General features: G+C 70.2%; 18 protein-coding genes. 7 read left to right on the top strand and 11 right to left on the bottom strand.

Annotation, left to right across the window (positions count from 1 at the left end):
- The first annotated feature begins 208 nt into the window (after positions 1 to 208).
- Complete coding sequence (locus G9272_RS42185) at positions 209 to 826, top strand: hypothetical protein (protein ID WP_171401472.1); 618 nt, start codon at positions 209 to 211, stop codon at positions 824 to 826.
- Positions 827 to 1050: 224 nt separating this feature from the next.
- Positions 1051 to 2766, top strand: coding sequence for an MOSC and FAD-binding oxidoreductase domain-containing protein (locus tag G9272_RS42180; protein ID WP_171401471.1), 1716 nt, complete (start codon positions 1051 to 1053; stop codon positions 2764 to 2766).
- A gap of 26 nt (positions 2767 to 2792) precedes the next feature.
- Here G9272_RS42180 and G9272_RS42175 read toward each other — a convergent pair whose 3' ends face one another.
- From G9272_RS42175 to G9272_RS42150, 6 genes are all read right to left on the bottom strand, one after another.
- Complete coding sequence (locus G9272_RS42175; protein ID WP_171401469.1) at positions 2793 to 5180, bottom strand: AbfB domain-containing protein; 2388 nt, start codon at positions 5178 to 5180, stop codon at positions 2793 to 2795.
- Positions 5181 to 5316: 136 nt separating this feature from the next.
- Entirely contained in the window at positions 5317 to 6351 is a 1035-nt protein-coding gene (locus G9272_RS42170; RefSeq protein ID WP_171401468.1) for an ABC transporter permease, read from the bottom strand.
- Complete coding sequence (locus tag G9272_RS42165) at positions 6348 to 7310, bottom strand: ABC transporter permease (RefSeq protein WP_171401467.1); 963 nt, start codon at positions 7308 to 7310, stop codon at positions 6348 to 6350. Before G9272_RS42165 ends, G9272_RS42170 begins: the two co-directional genes overlap by 4 nt.
- Positions 7303 to 8862, bottom strand: coding sequence for a sugar ABC transporter ATP-binding protein (locus tag G9272_RS42160; protein ID WP_171401466.1), 1560 nt, complete (start codon positions 8860 to 8862; stop codon positions 7303 to 7305). The genes G9272_RS42165 and G9272_RS42160 overlap by 8 nt, the downstream gene beginning before the upstream one ends.
- Before the next feature lie 86 nt (positions 8863 to 8948).
- Positions 8949 to 10043, bottom strand: a complete 1095-nt coding sequence (locus G9272_RS42155) for an ABC transporter substrate-binding protein (protein WP_171401465.1) — start codon at positions 10041 to 10043, stop codon at positions 8949 to 8951.
- A gap of 587 nt (positions 10044 to 10630) precedes the next feature.
- Entirely contained in the window at positions 10631 to 11665 is a 1035-nt protein-coding gene (locus G9272_RS42150) for a LacI family DNA-binding transcriptional regulator (RefSeq protein WP_171401464.1), read from the bottom strand.
- 527 nt (positions 11666 to 12192) lie between these two features.
- On the opposite strand from G9272_RS42150, the gene G9272_RS42145 reads away from it, so the two are divergent.
- Complete coding sequence (locus tag G9272_RS42145; protein ID WP_171401463.1) at positions 12193 to 13020, top strand: alpha/beta fold hydrolase; 828 nt, start codon at positions 12193 to 12195, stop codon at positions 13018 to 13020.
- Position 13021: 1 nt separating this feature from the next.
- Here the strand turns inward: G9272_RS42145 and G9272_RS42140 are convergent, their stop codons facing one another.
- The gene (locus G9272_RS42140) at positions 13022 to 13495 is read right to left on the bottom strand and encodes a GNAT family N-acetyltransferase (RefSeq protein ID WP_171402411.1); all 474 of its coding nucleotides are present in this window, start codon (positions 13493 to 13495) and stop codon (positions 13022 to 13024) included.
- A gap of 62 nt (positions 13496 to 13557) precedes the next feature.
- A complete protein-coding gene (locus G9272_RS42135; RefSeq protein WP_171401462.1) occupies positions 13558 to 14229 on the bottom strand; it encodes a hypothetical protein in 672 nt (223 codons plus the stop codon).
- A 306-nt stretch (positions 14230 to 14535) separates the two neighbouring features.
- Here G9272_RS42135 and G9272_RS42130 point away from each other — a divergent pair, with 306 nt between their 5' ends.
- Complete coding sequence (locus G9272_RS42130; protein ID WP_171401461.1) at positions 14536 to 15300, top strand: esterase/lipase family protein; 765 nt, start codon at positions 14536 to 14538, stop codon at positions 15298 to 15300.
- A 423-nt stretch (positions 15301 to 15723) separates the two neighbouring features.
- Positions 15724 to 16482 (top strand): DUF5995 family protein, encoded by a 759-nt coding sequence (locus tag G9272_RS42120; protein ID WP_171401460.1) that lies wholly within the window; start codon positions 15724 to 15726, stop codon positions 16480 to 16482.
- Between the two features lie 51 nt (positions 16483 to 16533).
- On the opposite strand, the gene G9272_RS42115 is transcribed toward G9272_RS42120, so the two are convergent.
- The gene (locus G9272_RS42115; RefSeq protein WP_171402410.1) at positions 16534 to 16971 is read right to left on the bottom strand and encodes an Lrp/AsnC family transcriptional regulator; all 438 of its coding nucleotides are present in this window, start codon (positions 16969 to 16971) and stop codon (positions 16534 to 16536) included.
- An 85-nt stretch (positions 16972 to 17056) separates the two neighbouring features.
- Between G9272_RS42115 and G9272_RS42110 the strand changes: the two genes are divergently transcribed.
- Complete coding sequence (locus G9272_RS42110) at positions 17057 to 17965, top strand: SMP-30/gluconolactonase/LRE family protein (RefSeq protein WP_171401459.1); 909 nt, start codon at positions 17057 to 17059, stop codon at positions 17963 to 17965.
- A 149-nt stretch (positions 17966 to 18114) separates the two neighbouring features.
- Complete coding sequence (nadE, locus tag G9272_RS42105; protein WP_171401458.1) at positions 18115 to 18945, top strand: ammonia-dependent NAD(+) synthetase; 831 nt, start codon at positions 18115 to 18117, stop codon at positions 18943 to 18945.
- 55 nt (positions 18946 to 19000) lie between these two features.
- On the opposite strand, the gene G9272_RS42100 is transcribed toward nadE, so the two are convergent.
- The gene (locus tag G9272_RS42100; RefSeq protein ID WP_171401457.1) at positions 19001 to 19681 is read right to left on the bottom strand and encodes a response regulator transcription factor; all 681 of its coding nucleotides are present in this window, start codon (positions 19679 to 19681) and stop codon (positions 19001 to 19003) included.
- Positions 19678 to 20886, bottom strand: coding sequence for a sensor histidine kinase (locus tag G9272_RS42095; protein ID WP_171401456.1), 1209 nt, complete (start codon positions 20884 to 20886; stop codon positions 19678 to 19680). Before G9272_RS42095 ends, G9272_RS42100 begins: the two co-directional genes overlap by 4 nt.
- Positions 20887 to 20910 lie beyond the last annotated feature (24 nt).

The raw sequence follows: 20910 nt of genomic DNA, 5'->3' as shown, positions 1-20910 counted from the left end.
ACGGCCGCGACGGCGCTCGCACGCGCCGCCCGCGCTTGCCCCGCGCGCTTTCGCACGCCCCACCGATATACGTAGTTCCTTCTCGCCGACCCACCCTTTTCGAGATTCCACAATTTTCGGCGCGCCCGCGTGCTGCATCATGTGGGACATTCCAGATTTCACCTTCGCGACCTGTCACGTTCGCGGGTGAAAGCGAAATGGGGGGCGAATGTTGCAAGGGAATCGAAGGTTCATCCGCGGACTGGTCACCGCGGCGTCTTTGTGTCTGCTGAGCGTGTCGGTCGGCAGCCCATCGGCCTCGGCAGCGGAACCCGCCACCCAGGTGGCCTGCTCCGACTACACGAACAGCAAGGTCTGGCAGACGAGCGCACAGTGGTCCCGGGTGTCCGAGAGGCTCTGCCTGGAATGGACGGCGGCCTCGGCGAACGGCTACCGGCTGGTGCGCGGCCGGTGGCAATTCCGCGTCGACTGGCCGACCGACTGCTCCTTGAGTGTCGGAATCCCGCCGTCCGGTGGAATTTCCTGCCCGGCCGGGCGCGCATTGAAAAACCCGAGCATGACATTCAAGAACGTGATCATCGACGGCGGTTGGCGTGCCGGCTCGGGCGCACCCTCGATCGGCCGCTGCTCGAGCCAGAACTGGTACACCAGCCGCATGCAGCGGTCCACGTACGTCCGCACCTGTAACGGTCCCTGGATGCGGGGCACCCGGGGAAGCTCCTTCACCATTTCCATGTCTGCCCAGGGAGACGTGGCCGACGACGGTGACGGCCAGAAGCTCCTCGGCGCCTTGATCCGCCAGTCGTGGACGTTCCCGTCACGCTGAGCCTCACGCCGCGGGCGAGGACGACGTCGATGTCCGGCGGCGCATGAGGAGCGCACCGGGTGCGGACCGCGGAGCCGCCGCCCGCAACCGTGAGCGGGACGACGACCGGACCGCGCCGTCGCCGTATCGCGGCGGCGTCCGCTCGCGAACTAGTATCGGATTCGGCGCACCGAAGAGCGCCATGGGGGGGGCCGGCCCGGCCGGACATCCCCAGGAGGTCCGCGATGGTGACGCTGCTCTCCGTCAACGTAGGCCTGCCCCAGGACGTCTCCTGGCAGGGCAGGACCGTCCACACCTCGGCCTGGAAGTCCCCGGTGGACGGCCCGCGGATGGTGCGACGGCTGAATGTCGAGGGAGACGGACAGGGCGATCTGGCCGGGCACGGCGGAGACATCCGTGCCGTCCTCGTCTACCAGCTCCAGTCCTACCAGTACTGGCGGAAGCACCTCGGCCGCGACGACCTGACCTTCGGGATCTTCGGGGAGAACTTCACCGTCGACGGCCTGCCCGACGACGAGGTGTGCATCGGCGACCGGTACCGCATCGGCGAAGCCGAGTTCGAGGTCACCCAGCCGCGCGTCACCTGCTACCGCGTCGGCATGCGCCTGGGCGAACCGGCCATGGCCTCCCTGCTGGTCGCCCACCACCGCCCCGGCTTCTACCTCAGAGTGATCAACGAAGGGCGCGTCGAGGCCGGCGACGAGATCACCCTGGTCCGCAAGGGCCCGGAGGAACTCAGCGTCGCCGACATCGACGCGCTGCTCTACCTGCCCGACCGCGACCCGGCCAAGCTGCGCAGAGCGCTCGACATCCCCGCGCTGAGCCCTGGTTGGCGGCAGTCCTTTCAGGAGCTCGTCGCCGCACGGCAGCCCGGGAGCGAGCCGGGATGGCCCGGGTTCAAGGCCCTGCGCGTCGCGCGCGTCGTCCGGGAGACCCCCACCGTCTCGTCGATCCACCTCGACACCGTCGACGGCACCTGCCTGCCCCCGTCCCGGCCCGGTCAGTATCTGTCCCTGCGACTCCCCGTCGGCGACGGCGCCCCCGCGGTACGCAGCTACTCCCTGTCCTCCGCGCCCGGCTCCGGCGCCTACCGCATCAGTGTCAAGCACGAGCCCCACGGGCAGGTCAGCGGCTACCTCCACACCGCGCTGCACCCCGGCGACCTCGTCGACGTCGCGAGTCCACGCGGGACGTTCGTACTCGAAGAAGGCGACCGCCCGGTCGTCCTGGTCTCCGCGGGGATCGGCGTCACCCCCGTGCTCGCCATGCTCCACCGGCTCGCCGCCACCCGCGATCCGCGGCCCGTCTGGTGGATCCACACCGCCCACGACCGCGCCCACCACGCCTTCGCCGACGAGGCCCGCGCGCTGCTGGCACAACTCCCCGACGCCCACGAGCACATCTACTACACCGCGGGGCCCGCACCGCGGCCCGCTGATCGCCGAGTCGTCCAGGGCCGGCCGACCGCCGAGTCGCTCGCGGCCCTGGGCATTCCCGCCGACGCCGACGTCTATCTCTGCGGCCCGACCGCCTTCATGGACGACCTCGGCGCCGGGCTGCGCGCGCACGGAGTGAGTGCCGCGCGGATCCACACGGAGCAGTTCAGCGCGCTGCCCGCCATCAACCCCGGCGTCACCGCCGGCGCTGCGATCCGGCCGCACCAGCCGCCCGGTCCCACGGGGACCGGCCCCCTGGTCACCTTCGCCCGCAGCGGTCTCGCCACCCCCTGGTCCGCCGCACACGCCTCGCTCCTCGAACTCGCCGAGGCCTGTGACATCCCCACCCGCTGGTCCTGCCGCACCGGCGTCTGCCACACCTGCGTCACACCTCTTGTGTCGGGTGACGTCACCTACACCACCCCGCCCCTGGAACTCCCCGAGCCCGGTACAGCCCTCGTGTGCTGCGGCACTCCGGTGGCGGAGGTCGTCCTCGACCTCTGACCGGCCTGCGGAGACAAGGAGACCGGTCACGGCGCCCAGGGCGCCTCCACGGACCATGTCGTGTCCTCGGTGAACAGGGCGGGGTTGTCCCAGGTGTGCGTACCGCCCGGGGTGGCCAGCCACAACTCGGCGTTGTAGTGCCGCAGATACTGCTCGGGGAAGTCGTACGCCGACAGCCGCACGGCACCGTTCGCGCCCCGGACAGGGCAGAAGGTGGCGTCGGCGCGGAACAGGTCGGTGCTGCCGGACTCCTTGTAGACGCGGTACTCGCGGTGGCGGAGGTACTGGCCGGGGTAGTTGCGCGACGCGAAGCTGTAGCAGCCGCTGCCGGCCAGGCCGGGGACGATCCTCCAGGTGGCGTCGTTCCTCAGCAACGCGTCGCTGCCACCGGTGACGACCTCCGTGAAGCCCGCGCCGTCCCTGTGGCGCAGATAGCGGTCGGTGTATCCGGGTGTCGTCACCCGCAGGGACTTGTACTGGTCGACGGGCAGGGTGACCGGGGTGGTCGAGGCCTGGGACGCGTCGATGAGCGCGCGGTTGGCGGCCCTGACCCGGGCCTCGTCGACCTTGACCACCTGACGGTCGTAGGTGAGCAGGCCGTTGGCCTCGTTCTCGACGTCGGTGATCTCGGTGTAGACGGACGCGGACAGGCCGCGCGGCATGCGCACCTCGCGGATCGCGTCCAGCAGGCCCACGAACCGGTTGTTCAGGTGCGCGAGGTCGGGCTGGTCCTCGTAGCTGAAGCCGCCGCCGGGGTACCACTCGTGTCCGGCGACCTTGAACCCGAGTCCGCCGAACTCGCCGAGCACGGCGGCCCGGGTGTCGCTGGGCACGGTGGTGCCGGGGCCCACGTAGACGTGATGGTCCACGACGTCGCCGTTGCCGCCGTCGACGGAGCCGCAGCAGTTGACGCCGCTCATGTTGTTCACCAGGCGCGTCGGATCGTACGCCTTGACCTCGGCCGCGATGCGGGCCTGGTCGTACTGGCCCCAGCCCTCGTTCTGGTCGACCCACATCACCAGGGACGGCGAGCTGCGGTGCTGGTCGATGACGCGGTCGTACTCGGCCTCCCACTGCGTGCGCGCCGCGGTGTCGGGGGTGCGCAGGTCCATGGCCGGCATGTCCTGCCAGACCAGCAGTCCGAGCCGGTCGGCCCAGTAGAACCAGCGCTGCGGCTCCACCTTGATGTGCTTGCGGACCATGTTGAAGCCCAGATCCTTGTGCTTCTGGAGGTCGTGACGGAGGGCCGCGTCGGTGGGCGCGGTGTAGATGCCGTCCGGCCAGTAGCCCTGGTCGAGGGTGCCGGTCTGGAAGACGAACTTCCCGTTCAGGACCGGGCGCTGCATGCCACCCACACTGGCCAGGCCGATGGTGCGCATGCCGGTGTAGCTGCCGACCGAGTCGACGGTCGTGGTGCCGGAGAGCAGGTCGGCCCTGACGTCGTAGAGGAACGGGTCGTCCGGGCTCCACAGGTGCGGGTTGGGGACGGGCACGGTGAACTCGGTGCCGACGGCGCCGGTGGCCGTGCCCACGGTCGTGCCACCGGTGGAGACCGTGACGCGGGCCTGGTGGCCGCTGGTGCCGGTGCCCCGGACGGTCACCTTGAGGCGGCTGTTCGCCGGGTCCGGGACCAGGTCGAGGCGGCTGACGTACGCGGGCGCGGTCGGCTCCAGCCACACCGTCTGCCAGAGGCCGGACGCGGCGGTGTAGAAGATGCCGCCGCCGGCGTGCGGGGCGACGTCACGGATGCGCTGCTTGCCGACGGCCTGGCTGCCGGTCTCGGTGGGGTCCCAGACGGAGACCACCAGGGTGTTGGTGCCGCCGTTCAGGAGGTCGGTGATGTCGTAGGAGAAGGCGTCGTAGCCGCCGCTGTGGGCGGCCCCGGCCTGACGGCCGTTGACCCACACGGTCGTACGCCAGTCGCCGGCGCCGAAGTTGAGCTGGACGCGGCGGCCGTTCCAGTCCGACGGGACGGTGAAGGTGCGCTGGTACCAGAGCTTGTCGTTCTGGGTGATCTTGCGCTGAATGCCGGAGAGCGCGGACTCGGCGACGAACGGGACCCGGATCCGTTCGGTGAACGAGGCGGGCCGGCCGGCGTCCGCGGAGGTGACCGCGAAGTCCCAGATGCCGTTGAGGTTGGCCCAGTCCGGGCGGGTCAGCTGCGGGCGGGGGTATTCGGGGAGGGGGGTGTCGGTGGGGACCTGGTTCGTCCACGGGGTGGTCATCGGCGACGGCTTGGGCGTCCACGCCCGTGCGGCGGCGGCCGCGGGGGCGGTGGCGGCCGCGGCCGCGGGGGCGGTGGCGGTCAGTGCCGTGCCGCCGACCAGGGTGAGCGCGGCGAGCGCGGTGATGGCCCACCGCGCTGGTCGTCCCATCCGGGCGAACGGCCTTCGGCCTGCGGGTACTCGACGCATCGTGCCTCCTTGACTCGTGGGGTGGGGAGACGTGCGCGTGCAAGAGACGGCCGGGGGAGGTCCGGCCGCCCGGAACCGGACGCGGCGGCGGGGCCGGGCCAGGCTCCGCCGCCGTCCGGGGCTGGTCCCGGGCTTGTCACATGAGTTGTCGGCGGCGGCCCAGCCAGGTCTGGGCGATGACGACCACCGCCAGGAAGGCGCCGCTGACGACCTGTTGGTAGGAGGAGTCGAGCGAGCCGATCTGGTTGATGACGTTCTGGATCACCTTCAGCAGCAGAACCCCGACCAGCGAACCGCTGACGTAGCCGAGCCCACCGGTCAGCAGGGTGCCGCCGATGACGACGGCGGAGATGGCCTCCAGTTCCATGCCGCTGCCCAGGATGGTCACGCCGGAGGCGAGCCAGGCGGCGTTGAGGGCGCCCGCCAGTCCGGCGAGCAGTCCCGACAGGGCGTAGACGAGGATCTTGGTGCGGGCCACCGGGGCGCCCATCAGGGCGGCGGCGTCCTCGTTGCCGCCGACCGCGTAGACGTGCTGCCCGAAGCGGGTCCGGCGCAGGACGACGGCTCCGCCGACGAACAGGCCCAGCGTGATCCACACCGGGTTGGCGAGGCCGAGGGTGCTGCCCTGGCCGAGCTCGGCGAGGAAGGAGCCCTTGCCGATCAGGTAGGTGTCGGCGCCCTCGTCGGTGAGCGCCAGCATCAGTCCGCGCGCGCCCAGCATGGCCGCGAGGGTGACGATGAAGGGCGCGAGGCGGGAGCGCGCGACCAGCAGGCCGTTGACGACGCCGATCAACCCGCAGACGGCGAGCGGCAGCAGCAGGGCCACCAGGGTGCCGTGGCGCGATCCCCAGGCCGCCAGGACGCCGCCGAGGGCGAACAGGGAGCCCACGGACAGGTCGATCCCGCCGGTGACGATGACGAAGGTCATGCCGAGGGCGACGATCGCCAGGAAGGCCGAACTGGTCGCCATGTTGCTGATGTTGTCGCCGGTGGCGAAGGAGTCGAAGGAGAACGACGCCACCATGGAGACGATCAGCAGGACGGCCGATGCACCGTGCTGCTGGACGAGGGCGCTCAGCCGTTCGGAGCGTGCGGAGCCCACCGGGTGGGCGTCCTGCGGCGGTTCGATACTGGCAGTGGTCACGGGTACGTCCGTGTTCGTGGTGGTCAACGCTTCCCCCGTCCCCGTGCCGCGTAGACCGCGGCGACGATCACGATGGCCTGGGCGATCTGGGTCCAGGAGGGCGGCAGATCGTGCTTGATGAGGGTGGCGGTGAGGAGCTGGATGAGGACGGCTCCCGCCACGGTGCCGCCGATGTTGACCCGGCCGCCGGTCAGCGGGGTCCCGCCGACGACGACCGCGGTGATCGCGGACAGCTCCATCAGGTTGCCCAGTGAGGTGGGGTCGCCGGCCCGGAGGCGGGCGGTGGCCAGCACGCCCGCGACCGCGGCGAGGAGCGCGCAGACGACGTACACGATGATCAGCACGCGTCGCACGGGCAGGCCCGCCAGCTGGGCGGCGGGGCGGCTGTCGCCGATGGCGAGGAGCTGGCGTCCGAAGGTGGTGCGGCGCACCACGAAGGCCACCAGCAGCGCCAGGGCCGCGGCGATCAGGATCAGGTAGGGGACGCCGAGGACGTCGCCGGAGCCCAGGGAGGCCAGCGAGGGGTTGCGCAGGTCCTTCAGCTGCGGCAGCAGCACCAGGGCGAGTCCGCGGCCGCCGACCATGAGCGCCAGCGTGGCGACGATCGGCTGCACCCCGACGAACGCGACCAGCGCGCCGTTGGCCAGCCCGACCCCTGCCGCGAACAGCGCGACCACCAGCAGCGAGGGCAGCAGACCGTAGCCGAGGTAGAGAGCGGTCACGGAGGCCGCCAGCGCCATCACGGCGCCCACCGACAGGTCGACGCCCTCGGTGCCGATGACCAGGGCCATGCCGAGGGCGACGATGATGACGGGGGCGACCTGGACGGCCTGGGTACGGAAGTTCTCCGCGGTCAGGAAGTGCGGGGTGATGACGGCGTTGACGACGAGCAGCGCCGCCACACCGGCGTAGACGCCGTAGGTCTGGAGCCACTGCACGAGGCGGGTCCTGTCCAGCGGGGCGGTGCGGAGGGTGGCTTCAGCCATCGACGGCCGCCTCCTCGCCCGCGTCCCGCGCGGGGTCGTTCCCGGCGATGGTCCGCATGAGCTTGTCCTGCGTGACGTCGTCGCCGGTCAGCTCGCCGACGACGGCGCCGTCCTTCAGTACGACCACGCGGTCGGACCCTTCGATGAGTTCCTCCAGGTCGGAGGAGATGAGCAGGACGCCCAGGCCGTCGGCGGCCAGTTCGTCGACGAGTTTCTGCACCTCGGCCTTGGCGCCGACGTCGATGCCACGGGTGGGCTCGTCGAGCAGCAGCACCTTGGGGTTCATCGCGAGCCACCGGGCGAGCAGCACCTTCTGCTGGTTCCCGCCGGACAGTTCGCCGACCTTCTGGTGCGGTGAGGACGCCTTGATGCGCAGCCGCTCGATGAAGGTGTCGACGACGCTGTCGACGCGGGCCTCGGAGACCAGACCGAAGCGGGACAGCCGGGGCAGCACGGCCAGCGCGATGTTCTCCCGCACCGACAGGCCGGGGACGATGCCCTCGCTCTTGCGGTCCTCGGGCAGCAGGCTGATCCCCGCGCGGATGGCCGCCGGGGTCGAGCCGGTGCGCAGGGGCACCCCGGCCACCGTGACGCCGCCCGAGCGTGCGGACAGGGCGCCGGCGATGGTCTTCGCGGTCTCGGTGCGTCCGGAGCCGAGCAGTCCGCCGAGGCCGACGACCTCGCCGGGGCGGATGCCGAGGGAGACGCCGTGCAGCTTGTGCGGCACCGTCAGGTCCGAGGCGGTGAGCACCGGTTCGGCGTCGGCTGTGCCGTGGTCGCCGGTGAACTTGGTGAGGCCCTCCTCGCGGACCTCCCCCAGATCCCGGCCGAGCATCGTCGACACCAGGGAGAGGCGGTCGAGGTCGGCGAGCCGGCCGCGGTGCACCCGTCGGCCGTCGCGCAGCACGGTGACGGTGGCGCACACGGCGTACAGCTCGTCCAGGCGGTGGCTGACGTAGACGACCGCGATGCCCGCGTCCCGCAGGCTCCGGATCACCGAGAACAGGGTCTCGACCTCACGTGGTTCGAGGGAGGAGGTCGGCTCGTCCATGACGACGACGCGCGCCTCGGTGGCGACCGCGCGGGCCAGGGCGACCATCTGCTGGGCGCCGACCCCGAGGGTGCGCAGCGGCCTGCGGACGTCCACCCTCACCCCGTAGGTGCTCAGGGTCTGTTCGGCCTCGCGGTTCATACGGCCCATGTCCAGCACGCCGAACCGGTTGCGCGGCTCGCGGCCGAGGAACAGGTTGCGGGCCACGCTGAGCAGCGGGATCAGGTTGACCTCTTGGTAGATGGTCGAGATCCCGGCCTTCTGGGCCTCCAGCGGGGTGGCGAAGGAGACCTTGCGGCCCTGGAAGACGATCTCGCCGGCGTCGGGCCGGTACACGCCGGTGAGGAGTTTGATGAGGGTCGACTTGCCGGCGCCGTTCTCGCCGATCAGGGCGTGGACCTCACCGGCGTGCAGGGTCAGGTCCACGTCGTCCAGGGCCCGGACGCCGGGGAAGGTCTTGCTCAGTCCGCGGACGGCGAGCACTTCGGCGGGGGGTGCCACCTGCGCCTCCAGGATGCGGTGCGGTGCGGTGCAGGAAGTGACGGAGAGCGGGAGGGGCCCGCGGTGGGCGGGCCCCTGACGGCAGGTCAGTAAGCCTTGCCGATACCCGACTTGGCGTTGTCCGGGGTGTAGGCGCCGTCCTCGATGACGATGTCCTGCGCGACGCTCTCGCCCTTGGTGAAGGTGTCCAGCGTCTGGAAGGCCAGCGGTCCGAAGCGCGGGTTGGACTCGACGACACCGCTGATCCAGCCGTCCACGATGCCCTGGACGGCGTTGCGGGTGCCGTCCACGGTGACGATCTCGACGTCGCCCGCCTTCTTGCCGGCGCCCTTCAGCGCGGCCACCGCGCCCAGGCCCATCTCGTCGTTCTCGGCGTAGATCCCCTTGATGCCGGGCTTCGACTGGATGAGCTGCTCGGTGACCTGCTGGCCCTTCTCGCGGGCGAAGTCGCCGGTCTGCTCGAAGACCACCTTCAGGTCCGGCGCCTTCTCGGCGATCCGGTCCTTGAAGCCCTTGGTGCGCTCGGTGGTGACGTTGTTGCCCGCCGAGCCGAGGAGGATCGCGACCTCGCCCTTGCCGCCGGTCGCCTCGATCATCCGGTCGGCGGCGCGCCGGCCCTGCTCGACGAAGTCGGAGGCGATGAAGGAGACGTAGTCCTTGCACGCGGTGGCGTTGATCTTGCGGTCGATCGTGACGATGGGGACCTTCTTGGCCGCGGCGGCCTGGAGCACCGGATCCCAGCCGTCGGAGTTGAGCGGCGCGATGACCAGCAGGTCGGCGCCCTTGGCCAACAGGTCCTGGACGTCGCTGATCTGCTTGGAGAACTGCGACTGGGCGTTGGCCGTCAGCAGCTTGACGCCCCGCTTCTTCGCCTCGTCCTTGATGGACTGCGTCTCGGCGATGCGGAACGGATTGGCCTCCTTCTCCGACTGGGAGAAGCCGACGGTGGCGTTCTCGAGATCCGACTTCCCACCGCCGTACGCGTCGACGGTGCAGGTCTTGCCGCCCGGCTCGGGCGAGGCGACCTTCTGTGCGGCGTCGGCGGCGGCCGAGGACTTGGTGTCGCTCGACGTGTCGTCCTCCGACTTCGCGCAGGAGGTGGCGGTCAACGCCACCGCCGCGGCCAGGGAGACGACCACGGGACGGGCGAGAAGACGACGACGGTGCGTGGTGCGCTGCATGGTGACCCCGATCCGGGCGACGCGGAAAGAACCATGGGGAGGTGGTGAACGAGCAGAGGTCGAGCAAGGTCGAGCCTGGTCGTGCCGTAGCCGAGCAGTACCTGAGCAGTAGCCGTGCCGAGAAAGGTGCTTCTCCCCTGGCGGGAAAGGTCGTTCGACCCGCCGCACAGAGGTTTTTACATCGTTGGAAGAGTGCTGTAAACCCCCTGTGCACGCACTGTGCGGGGCTCGCCGCGAGCGAGTCGGGGAACACCACCCGCCTCTGCGGCCTCATCGGCAGCGGCGGGGAACGCGTCACCGCCGGGGAATTCAGGCGCTCCGCGGCGCCGTCGGGGCGAACCGACAGGCTCGCGAGGACGCGCCACCTGGAACCGCGCCGCTCGCGACCGCACATGCAAAGAGCAACGCCCGTCCAGCACAGCGGAGTTGGCGATCCGCTCGACTACGGACGTCAGAAGGTGGGTGACCGACCGGCCAACACACCGAACGCTGCGGGCACTTGACCGGATCGTCGAGACGGCGGGCGCGTCACGCAGCCTTGCGAAGGTTCGGGCAGAAGGCGATTCGCATACGCACCGCCCTGGAGGTCACCCGCGGTCGCCGCCGCCCGCCGCCGCCCGCCCCAGGGTGCTCTCCCGCTCCACGAGGCGGTAGTCCGCCCAGACGCGGCGCGGCGCGGGCACCTCGTTGCCGCCGAGCCGCGCCAGCACCGACTCGACCGCGAGACGGCCGATGGCCCCCTTGTCCGGCGACACGGAGGTGAGGGTCACCGCGCCGAAGCGTCCCTCGACCACGTCGTCGAAGCCGACGACGGCGATGTCCTCGGGGACGCGCAGTCCCCGTTCGTGCAGGACGCGCATCGCGCCGATGGCCATCGGATCGTTGTAGGCGAACACCGCGTCGGGGCGCCGCCCGGATTCCAGGATGCGGTTCATGGCGGCCGCCCCGTCCGCGTGGCCCCACCCGTCGGTGGCGGCGACGAGCCCGTCGTCGGCCGGGAGGCCCGCCGCGGTCAGCTCCTCGCGCCAGCCGCGCACGCGCAGTTGCGCGGGCTCACTGCGACCGCGCCGGGCGCCGATGAAGGCCACCTCCCGCCGCCCCAGCCCGTTCAGATGCCGGACGGCGGCGCGGGCGGCGGCGACGTTGTCGATGGCGATGTGGTCGTACGGCAGGTCGTAGTCGCGTTCGCCGAGCAGCACCAGCGGTACGTTCTCCACCCGGTCGCGCAGGTCCTCGGTCTCGAGCTCGATGGGACTGAGGATGAGACCGTCGATGACCCGCGCCCGGAAACCCTGACTGACCAGGATCTCCTGCTCGCGGTGCCCCCCGGTGTGGTCCAGCAGCACGATGTACTCGTGCGCGGCGGCGGCGTCGATGACGGCGGCGGCCAGCTCGGCGAAGTAGGGGTTGCCGAGTTCGGGCAGGGCGAGCGCGATGATGCCCGTACGCCCTTTGCGCAGATGCCGGGCGGCCAGGTTGGGCCGGTAGCCGAGCACGTCGATGGACCGCTGGACGCGCTCGCGCATGGCGGGCGTGACGTGCTGGTAGTTGTTCACCACGTTGGAGACGGTCTTGATGGAGACCCCCGCGTGCGCGGCGACGTCCTTGAGGCTGACCCGCACGGCATTCCCTTTCGCAGCGTCCCGACGGGATGACGGTCGGTGCGGCTACGGGGTCGTCGCCGTGGGCGAGCGCCGAGCCCCCATACTTGACTTTTACAACGTTATACAGGCGTCCTCGCCACACTGACAAGGCGGGTGCCGGACGGCCGCCGCACGGGGCGCGAGCCCCCGTCCGACGGGCTGGACCACGGAATCCGGGGGTCCACGACGCAACCGGGAGAAGTGTCGTCCGTGAACGGGTCACCGGTCCACGGCTGCGACGGCCACGGGCACCGCCGAAGGTTGCCGGTCAGCCCGTGGACGTCCGCGACTCCTGCCGTGATCCGGCCTCACGGCCGACGCGCCGCGCAACCGCTCCTCGACTACAGTTTCCCGGAGACGTGCTCCCACGGTCGCCACTCGGCGCTGACCTGGCCGTCGACCTTGCGTGCGTTCCTCTGCTGGGCGCGGCACGTTCTTCGACAACCCGATTCGAGCATCGAACCCGCCTGCTGCGGAGTTCCGGAACGGCACGAGAGGGAAAAGTCATGCCCTTTGCTTCCGCCAAGGACGGCACAAAGATCTTCTTCAAGGACTGGGGCTCGGGCCGGCCGGTCGTGTTCTCCCACGGCTGGCCGCTCACCGCCGACGCCTGGGATCCACAACTGAAGCTGATGGCGGACAACGGATTCCGGGCCATAGCCCACGACCGGAGAGGCGGCGGCCGCTCAGGACAGAGCTGGGACGGCAACAATCTCGACACCTACGCCGACGATCTCGCTGCGGTCATCGAAGAACTCGACCTGCACGACGTCATTCTGGTCGGTCACTCCACCGGCGGCGGTGAAGTGACGCGCTACATCGGTCGACACGGTTCGAGCCGTGTCGCCAAGGCCGTCCTGGTCGGCGCCATCCCCCCGCTGATGCTGAAGACGGACGCGAATCCGGAGGGGCTGCCCATCGAGGTCTTCGACGAGATCCGTGCGGGCGTGGCAACGGACCGCTCCCAGTACTACAAGGACCTCAGCGCACCCTTCTACGGTGCCAACCGTGACGATTCGACCGTCACCCAGGGAACTCGCGACGAGTTCTGGCTCTGGGGAATGACGGTGGGCATCAAGGGCGCGTACGACTGCATCAAGGCATTCTCCGAGACGGATCTCACCGAGGACCTCAAGAAGATCGACGTCCCGACGCTGATCGTGCACGGAGACGACGACCAGATCGTTCCCATCGTCGCTTCGGGCGACAAGAGCTCGAAGCTGGTCAAGGACGCGGTGTACAAGGTGTATTCCGGTGCGCCCCACGGATTGGCCATGGTTCCGAAGTTCGCCGAGAAGTTCAACAAGGACCTCCTCGAATTCGCCCGCGGCTGAGCTACGGAACAAAGGCCGGTACGACCGGATCTCGGTCGAAGACGGCCATGGCCCGGCCCGGTCCGTTGTAGTCGTCGACGATCTTCACCTCGAAGCCGAGACTGCGATGGAAGGCGATCGAGCCGGTGTTCGCGACCGACGTGATCGCCTTCAACCGCCGTGCGCCTTGACGTTCCGCCGCTTCGGCGAACGCCGCGTACAGGCGACGCCCGAGACCCGTGCCGCGGGCGTCGTCCCGCGTGGCGATCAGATGCACGTACCCGGTGCCTTCCGGCGTGACGAACCCGAAGACGTACCCACGGATGCCGTCCTCGGCTCGGGCGACCAGGCAGGTGGAACCGAACTCCTGCACCAGTGCCAGAAGGTGCAGCGATCGAAGGTCGCGTTCGCCCCAGTAACGGGGGTGATCGGTCAGGACCTGGTGAAAGTCGGCGACGCCGGCCGGTGCGATCTGTATGCCCATGGCGACGATCATGGCAGGCGCCTCGCCAGTCGCAGGCGAGAAGCCGCCCGGATCGCGCGAGTCGGGCTGCCCGCTCAACGTCCCGGCCGCTGGAAGTGGGCGTAGGGCGGGTACGGCTTGAAGCAGATCAGCACCTCGATGGGGTGGCCGCCGCCGGGCTCCTGGACCAGCGTCGGGAGGGCCGTCATCAGTGCCGAGTGGCCCTGGGTGACACCCTTCTGGCGCGGGCCCCAACCCGCCGCGTGGGCAAGGCAGGTGGCGGTCTCGGCGAACACCTCCCGATTGCCGAACAGGAAGAACGTGCGGGCGTGGGTGGCGTGCCGCAGCTCGTCCCGGGCGTTGGCCCGGCTCGCGCGCTCCCGCCATCCGGCGGCGTCCCTGGCCGTGCGTTCTTCGAGGGTGCCGACGGTCAGCGGAGTACCGTTCACCAGCTTGCGCCGCAGCTCGGGCCACTTGCTGGGACGCAGACCGAGCGTGTCGTGGACCAGGACGAGGTCGACCGGCGTGCCGAAGCCCTCGTCGGGCGGAAGTCCGTCGCGCAGCGGCACATGGACGATCGTGTGCCGGGAGTAGGCGGCGAAGGAGAACAGACCCGCGAGCCGGCTCAGCCCGTCATGGTCGCCGAGCAACAGACCGATGGGCTCCGGGGCGCTCAGCGACGTGTGGCGAAGGGGCTTTCTCGGCTGGACGACACGGTGCTCGTGCGGCCCGGTCCGGGGCCTGAACTGCTGAAGCCTCAGCTGCATACGAAGTACCTCATCGCCTCAGGATCGCGGGCGCCGCGGCCTCCCGGCAACGGAGATTCCGCCCGGCAGAGCGATCAGCGGGCTCGGTGGACGGCAGGCGTGCCCTCACGCCGAGCCCGACCGCGGACGCGACGTCGCCCGCCCGGGTGGGAAAACCACCTTGCCGGCTGCCGACCAGCACGAAGGGCTCCACGATCCGGGGCGCCCGGCGTCACCGCCACACCGGTGATTTCGCCGATTGCTCCCCCGCCCGGCGCCACGACTCTGGTCAGGTCCAGCCACCCGCATCCTCGTCAGGAGGGCTCCATGCGTCGTCATGCCCCGCGCCGGCTCCTCGGTGTTCTCGCGACCGCCACCCTCGCGTTCACCCTGTTCTCCGCAGCGCAGACGGCCGGCGCCACCACCACGGCCACCACGTCCACCACGGCCGCGTCGGTCGCCTCCGCCGCGCGGTCCGCCGACGCGGCCGCCCAGCCGCTGTCGACGAGCACACCGGTCGTCTTCGTCCACGGCTACACCGGCAGCGCGTCCAACTGGACCACCGCCATGAGCGTCTTCCGGCTCAACGGCTGGTCCAGCTCCAACCTCTTCGCCTACGAGTACAACTCCTACGGCAACAACATCACCAACGCCCAGGGGCTCGCGACCTTCGTCAACAACGTGAAGGCGCGGACCGGTGCGAGCAAGGTCGCCATCGTCAACCACTCGATGGGCGGCCTCGTCAGCCAGTACTACCTGAAGGTCCTGGGCGGCAACACCAGCGTCAGCCACCTGGCCTCGATCGCCGGCGCGAACCACGGAACCACCTACGCCGGCGCCTGCCTCGTCTACACGACCTGTCAGCAGATGTACCCGGGCTCGTCGTTCATCTCCCAGATCACCGCGGGCGACGAGACGCCGGGCACCACCGCGTACGCCACCTGGTACTCGGCGTGCGACGGCATCATCATCCCGTACACCAGCACCCGACTGGACGGCGCGACGAACAACAACGTGCTCTGCCAGACCCACATCGGCTACCTGACGGACACGGTCGTACTCGGCCGGATCGCCGACTTCATCGCCTCCTGACCCGCCGCGCGAGCCACCCACGGTGGTGACCAGCGCTCAGGCGGCCTGAAGCACGCCCCGTTCCCGGCATCGCGACTGCCGGGAACGGGGCGCACGGCATGGGGCAGTCACCCGGCGTCGACGGCGAACCGGTCGGTGCCCAGCACGGTGAGCAGGGCGAGCTTCTCGTGGCTCTCCGTGCCCGGGGAGGCGGTGAATGCAGTCGGAGAGCGCACCGGTGACCGCGGTGCTCGCCCTGGACCGCGACTACACGAACACGCCGGGCCGGCGCCGGGGGAAGTTCTCCGTCGAGCAGTTCCCGTTCCGGTTCCTGTAGGGCGGGGGCCCTCCCCGGTGCGCGGTGGTAGGAAGGGGCTGTGATCGGCACTACGGACAGCGGCCGGAGTGCGGGCCGAACGCGGTTCCAGGGAAGGGGAGTTGGGCATGGCGGCAGAGAACATCGACGATGTCGTGGACGGGCTTGCCGGGATCGTCCGGGAGGCCGGCCACGCCGGTGACCGGGTCGGGTACTTCGCGGCGCTCTACCGACAGGTGACCGTCGAGGTCCGCACGGCCATTCACGGTGGACTGTTCGACGACGGCGCCCGAATGGACCGTTTCGACACGCTCTTCGGCAACCGTTACTTCGACGCGTACGACGCCTGGCGTCGTGACCGGGGCGGGCCGCGTTGTTGGCGCGAGACGTTCGGGCTGCTCGACGACGCCGACACCGTCATCGTCCAGCACCTGCTGCTCGGCGTGAACGCGCACATCAACCTCGACCTGGCCATCGCCGCCGCCCGGACCAACCCGGGCAAGGCCATCCACGCGTTGCGGCGCGACTTTCTGCTGATCAACGACATCCTTGCGCGGGTGGTGCTGGCGGTGCAGGACTCGATCGGCGCCCTGTCGCCACTCATGTCGCTGCTGGATCAGGTCGGGGCCCGCACCGACGAGCGGATCCTCGACTTCAGTGTCCGCCAGTCCCGCGAGGAGGCGTGGTACAACGCCGTCCTGCTTGCCGGCCAGAACGAGGAGGAGCGCGAGGCCACCATCGAGCGGCTCGACGTCCGCGCCGCCGTGCTCGCACGGTTGATAGCGCGACCGAGCGGCCTCGTCCGGCCGGCCCTGCATCTGATCCGAAGCACCGAGAGCGACGACGTGCCGGCCGCCATCACCCACCTGGACAACGCCATACGGTGACCTGCGCCCGGCAGGGAACGGGGTGCGGCCCGGCGCGGTCGCGCAGCTCGCCTACCCGGCGGCCAGGGGCCGTTCGAAGAACGTCTCCAGGACGACGGTCGCCTGCGTGCCGCTGACCCCGTCGATCGCGTACAGGCGGCGGAGTACGTCCTGGAGTTGTTCGGTACTCGCCGTGCGCACCTTCACCAGGACCGCCGCGCTGCCCGCGATGACGTGGGCCTCCTGGATCTCCGGAATGCCGGCGAAGTCCTCGGCGCGGTCGCCCATCCAGGCCGTCGAGTCGATGAGCACGAAGGCGAGGACCCCGCGGTCGAGGGCTGCGGGGTCCACGTCGATCGTGGTGGCCCTGATGACCCCGTGCTCCCGCAGCCTGCGCACTCGCTCATGGGCGGCGCCCGCCGACAGACCGACCCCCTTGCCCAACTCGGCGTAGGACCGGGTCGCGTCCTTCTGGAGCAGCGCGATCAAGCCGCGGTCGATGTCATCTATCGGCTTCATGTTCTGACCATATCTCGTTCGGTGATCTACGTGCTACGTTGAATCAGATCCTGATCAACGTATTGAGGGGACGCCGATGCCCGCCGATGGCCTGTACGAGATCCTGGACGACCGCTTCCGTACCGGACGCTGCACGAACGGCGACGGCAGGCTGGAGGTGCTGCACAGCGACTGCCGTTGGGCAGAGGGGCCGCTGTACCTGCCCGCCTGGCGCCAGTTGATCTGGAGCGACATCCCGAACGACCGCATTCTGCGCTGGGACGAGGCCACCGGGACGGTCGGCGTCTTCCGCTACCCGGCCGGACACAGCAACGGCAACACCCTCGACCGGCAGGGCCGCCTCGTCACCTGCGAGCAGGGCAACCGCCGGGTCACCCGCACCGAGCCGGACGGCGCGGTGACGGTCCTGGCCGAGCGTTTCCAGGGCAAGCGGCTCAACAGCCCGAACGACTCCGTCGTGCGATCCGACGGCACTCTCTGGTTCTCCGACCCGGACTTCGGCATCACCAGCGACTACGAGGGCCATCGGGCCGAGTCCGAGATCGGCGCCTGCAACCTCTACCGGATCGACCCGGCGACGGGTCGGGTGAGCCTCGCCGCCGACGGCTTGGACGGACCCAACGGCGTGATCCTGTCCCCGGACGAGAAGCGGCTGTACGTCTCCGACACGCGAGGCGCGCGCATCTACGGCTTCGACGTCCACGACGACGGCACGCTCTCCGGGCAGGAGGTCTTCGCCGAAGCGCGAGCGGGCGTCCGCTTCGACAACATCCGCCTGGACGACCAGGGCCGCCTCTGGGCCGCCGCCCTGGACGACGGCGTCCATTGCTACGACCCCGACGGCACCCTCATCGGACGGCTCCGGGTGCCGGAATCGGTCTCCAACATCACCTTCGGCGGGCCGAAGAACAACCGCCTGTTCATCACCGCCACCACCTCGCTGTACTCGCTGGTGATGTCGGTGACGGGAACGCCCCGCGTCTAGAGCGCATGTCCGAGCGCGGTTCGGGGCACTCCGTGTTGCGCGCCCCGGCTCCGGACAGTCGCCGCTGTCCGACACTGATCCACCGACGGTCCTCCCCGTCCTCAAGAGGTGGGGCGCCGACACCACGTGAACCGGAACCAGGAGCAGATGTGAACGACCCCGCCTCCCTCACCCTCCAGCAGGAGATCGCCCGGGAACTCGAGGTCGCCGAGACCTTCGAGGTCGAGGTGGAGATCGAGCGCCGGGTGGCCTTCCTCGCGGAGCGGCTGACCTCCACCGGCCTGTCCTCCCTCGTGCTCGGCATCAGCGGCGGCGTCGACTCCACCACCGCCGGCCGCCTGTGCCAACTCGCGGTCGAGCGAGCTCGCGACGCCGGGCACGAGGCACGGTTCTATGCCATGCGGCTGCCCTACGGCGTCCAGGCCGACGAGCACGATGCCCGGCTCGCGCTCTCCTTCATCCAGCCCGATCACGTGCTGACCGTGGACATCAAGCCCGCGAGTGACGCCGCGCTCGATGCCGTGCTCGCCGCCGAAGTGAGCTTCCGCGACGCCTACCACCAGGACTTCGTGCTCGGCAACATCAAGGCCCGACAGCGCATGATCGTCCAGTACGTCGTGGCCGGCGGGCACCACGGACTGGTCGTCGGCACCGACCACGCCGCCGAGGCGGTCTCCGGCTTCTTCACCAAGTTCGGTGACGGCGCGGCGGACCTCGTCCCGCTGTCCGGCCTGACCAAACGCCGGGTGCGCGCCGTGGCGGACACGCTGGGGGCACCGGCCGACCTGGTGCACAAGGTCCCGACGGCCGACCTGGAGACCCTCGATCCCGGCAAGACCGACGAGGACGCGCTCGGGGTCGCCTACGACGACATCGACGACTTCCTGGAAGGCAGGCCTGTGGACGAAGCCGTCTTCAAAACGATCGTCGATCGCTACCGACTCACGGACCACAAGCGCCAACTGCCCATCGCTCCCTGAGACTCGAAGACTCGTCGTTGTTCACAACCCCCACCAGCCGGGGACCGGTCGGGCTTCAGCTCTGTGGCGACGTGGGCCGCACCAGTCCGGTCTGGTAGGCGATGACGACGAGTTGGGCGCGGTCGCGGGCGCCGAGCTTGGTCAGGGCGCGCTGGATGTGGCTGCGTACGGTCAGGACACTCAGGAAGAGTTCCTCGGCGATCTTGTCATTGGACTTGCCCCGGGCGGCGAGCACGGTGACCTCGCGTTCGCGGGGAGTGAGGTCGTTCAGGCGCTCCGGAGCCGCCAGGAGGGCGCCCGGGGCCGGGGCGGTGAGGAAACGCGTGATGAGGGCGCGGGTCGCTCCGGGCGAGAGAAGGGCCTCGCCCGCGGCGACGGTGCGGATGCCGGCCAGCAGGGCGTCGGTGGTGACGTACTTGCCGAGGAAGCCGCTGGCGCCGACGCGCAGTGCCTTGGCGACGTACTCGTCGGTCTCGAACATGGTGAGGACGAGGATCCGGGTGCCGGCCAGCCCGGGGTCGTCGCAGATCGCGGCGGTGGCGGCGAGGCCGTCCGTGCCGGGCATACGGATGTCCATCAGGACGATGTCGGGGCGGTGGGTGCGGGCGAGATCCACCGCTTCCTGGCCGTCGGCGGCCTCGCCGACCACCTCCATGTCCTCGCAGGAGTCGATCAGCAGCCGGAACGTGCCGCGCAGCAGGGCCTGGTCGTCGGCGAGCAGGACGCGAATGCTCAAAGGCTTGTCTCGTCTTCTTCCGGGGCGAGGTGCAACGGCAGTGCGGTGGCGACTTCGAAGCCGCCCTCGGGGCGAGGACCGGCGTGCAGGTCGCCGCCGACGGAGTGGGCACGCTCACGCATGCCCATCAGACCGTAGCCGCCTTCCGGGACCGGCGGAGGGGTGGCGGTCGTGTCGTTGGTGACCGAGATGAGCAGGCGGGAGTCGGAGTACGTGAGCCGGACGCCGGCCCCCTTGCCCGCGCCGTGTTTCGTGACGTTGGTGAGGGCTTCCTGGATGATCCGGTACGCCGTCAGGTCCACGCCCGGTGACAGGGGCCGGGGTTCCCCCTCGGTCGTGACGGAGACCTCGACGCCGGCGGACTCGCACGTCGCGATCAGCTCGGGGAGGCGGTCCAGGCCGGGGGCGGGTTTCAGGGGGTCGACGTCAGGGTCGCCGCTCTGGCGCAACACCCCGACGGTGGCGCGGAGTTCGAGCAGTGCGGACGATGTGGTGGTGGTCAGCTCGCCGAGCAGTTTCTGCGCCTGTTCGGGGTGGGTGGGTGCGAGGTGGCGGGCGGTGCCGGCCTGCGCGTTGGCGACGGCCATGTGGTGGGCCACCACGTCGTGAAGCTCGCGGGCGATACGCATCCGCTCCTCGGCGACCCGCAGCCGGGCCTCCTCCTCGCGGGTGCGCTCGGCGTGCGCGGCGCGCGCCTGCACGGAGTCCACGTAGTCACGGCGCAGACGGTCCCGGCCGCCGCCGACCAGGGGCAGCATCAGCCACAGCACGGGGCCGATGCTGCGCAGAAGGTACATCCCGGTCGTGGGGGTGTCGGTGTCGATCACGGCGGTGGCCACCACCACGGCGATGGTCAGGCCGCCGTACACGCGCGTGGTCCGGGGGTCGGTCCCGGCGGCCATCCGGTACAGAGCGATCATCAGAGGGGCCAGCAGGAGGGGTGTCACCAGGTAGCCCAGGGCCACGGTGATCACCGTGCAGACCGTGGCCACGAAGAGAACGGTGCGCGGGCGGGTGCGCGCCTTCAACTGGACGAGACAGGAGACGGCCGCGAGGAGCACGGCCGGCCAGTCCTCGCGCGGTTGGCTGATGCCGGGGATGGCGATCGAGGCACCGAGGGTCACGGTGCCGAGCAGCCCCAGGGCCAGGACCAGGTCCGTGGCGATGTGCCGGCGCCCTGTGTAGCGCTCCAGGCTGATGGTCATCTGTCTCTCCAGGTGCAGGGCCTG

The sequence above is a fragment of the Streptomyces asoensis genome, assembly GCF_013085465.1.
Classification (GTDB): domain Bacteria; phylum Actinomycetota; class Actinomycetes; order Streptomycetales; family Streptomycetaceae; genus Streptomyces; species Streptomyces cacaoi_A.
This window is presented reverse-complemented; position numbering and strand designations above follow the sequence as displayed.

Bases quoted from the DNA above. Each gene is read 5' to 3' on its own strand.
- G9272_RS42185 (WP_171401472.1), top strand. From the start codon at position 209: ATGTTGCAAGGGAATCGAAGGTTCATCCGCGGACTGGTCACCGCGGCG.
- G9272_RS42180 (WP_171401471.1), top strand. From the start codon at position 1,051: ATGGTGACGCTGCTCTCCGTCAACGTAGGCCTGCCCCAGGACGTCTCC.
- G9272_RS42175 (WP_171401469.1), bottom strand. From the start codon at position 5,180: ATGCGTCGAGTACCCGCAGGCCGAAGGCCGTTCGCCCGGATGGGACGA.
- G9272_RS42165 (WP_171401467.1), bottom strand. From the start codon at position 7,310: ATGGCTGAAGCCACCCTCCGCACCGCCCCGCTGGACAGGACCCGCCTC.
- G9272_RS42155 (WP_171401465.1), bottom strand. From the start codon at position 10,043: ATGCAGCGCACCACGCACCGTCGTCGTCTTCTCGCCCGTCCCGTGGTC.
- G9272_RS42145 (WP_171401463.1), top strand. From the start codon at position 12,193: ATGCCCTTTGCTTCCGCCAAGGACGGCACAAAGATCTTCTTCAAGGAC.
- G9272_RS42140 (WP_171402411.1), bottom strand. From the start codon at position 13,495: ATGATCGTCGCCATGGGCATACAGATCGCACCGGCCGGCGTCGCCGAC.
- G9272_RS42135 (WP_171401462.1), bottom strand. From the start codon at position 14,229: ATGCAGCTGAGGCTTCAGCAGTTCAGGCCCCGGACCGGGCCGCACGAG.
- G9272_RS42130 (WP_171401461.1), top strand. From the start codon at position 14,536: ATGCGTCGTCATGCCCCGCGCCGGCTCCTCGGTGTTCTCGCGACCGCC.
- G9272_RS42120 (WP_171401460.1), top strand. From the start codon at position 15,724: ATGGCGGCAGAGAACATCGACGATGTCGTGGACGGGCTTGCCGGGATC.
- G9272_RS42110 (WP_171401459.1), top strand. From the start codon at position 17,057: ATGCCCGCCGATGGCCTGTACGAGATCCTGGACGACCGCTTCCGTACC.
- G9272_RS42095 (WP_171401456.1), bottom strand. From the start codon at position 20,886: ATGACCATCAGCCTGGAGCGCTACACAGGGCGCCGGCACATCGCCACG.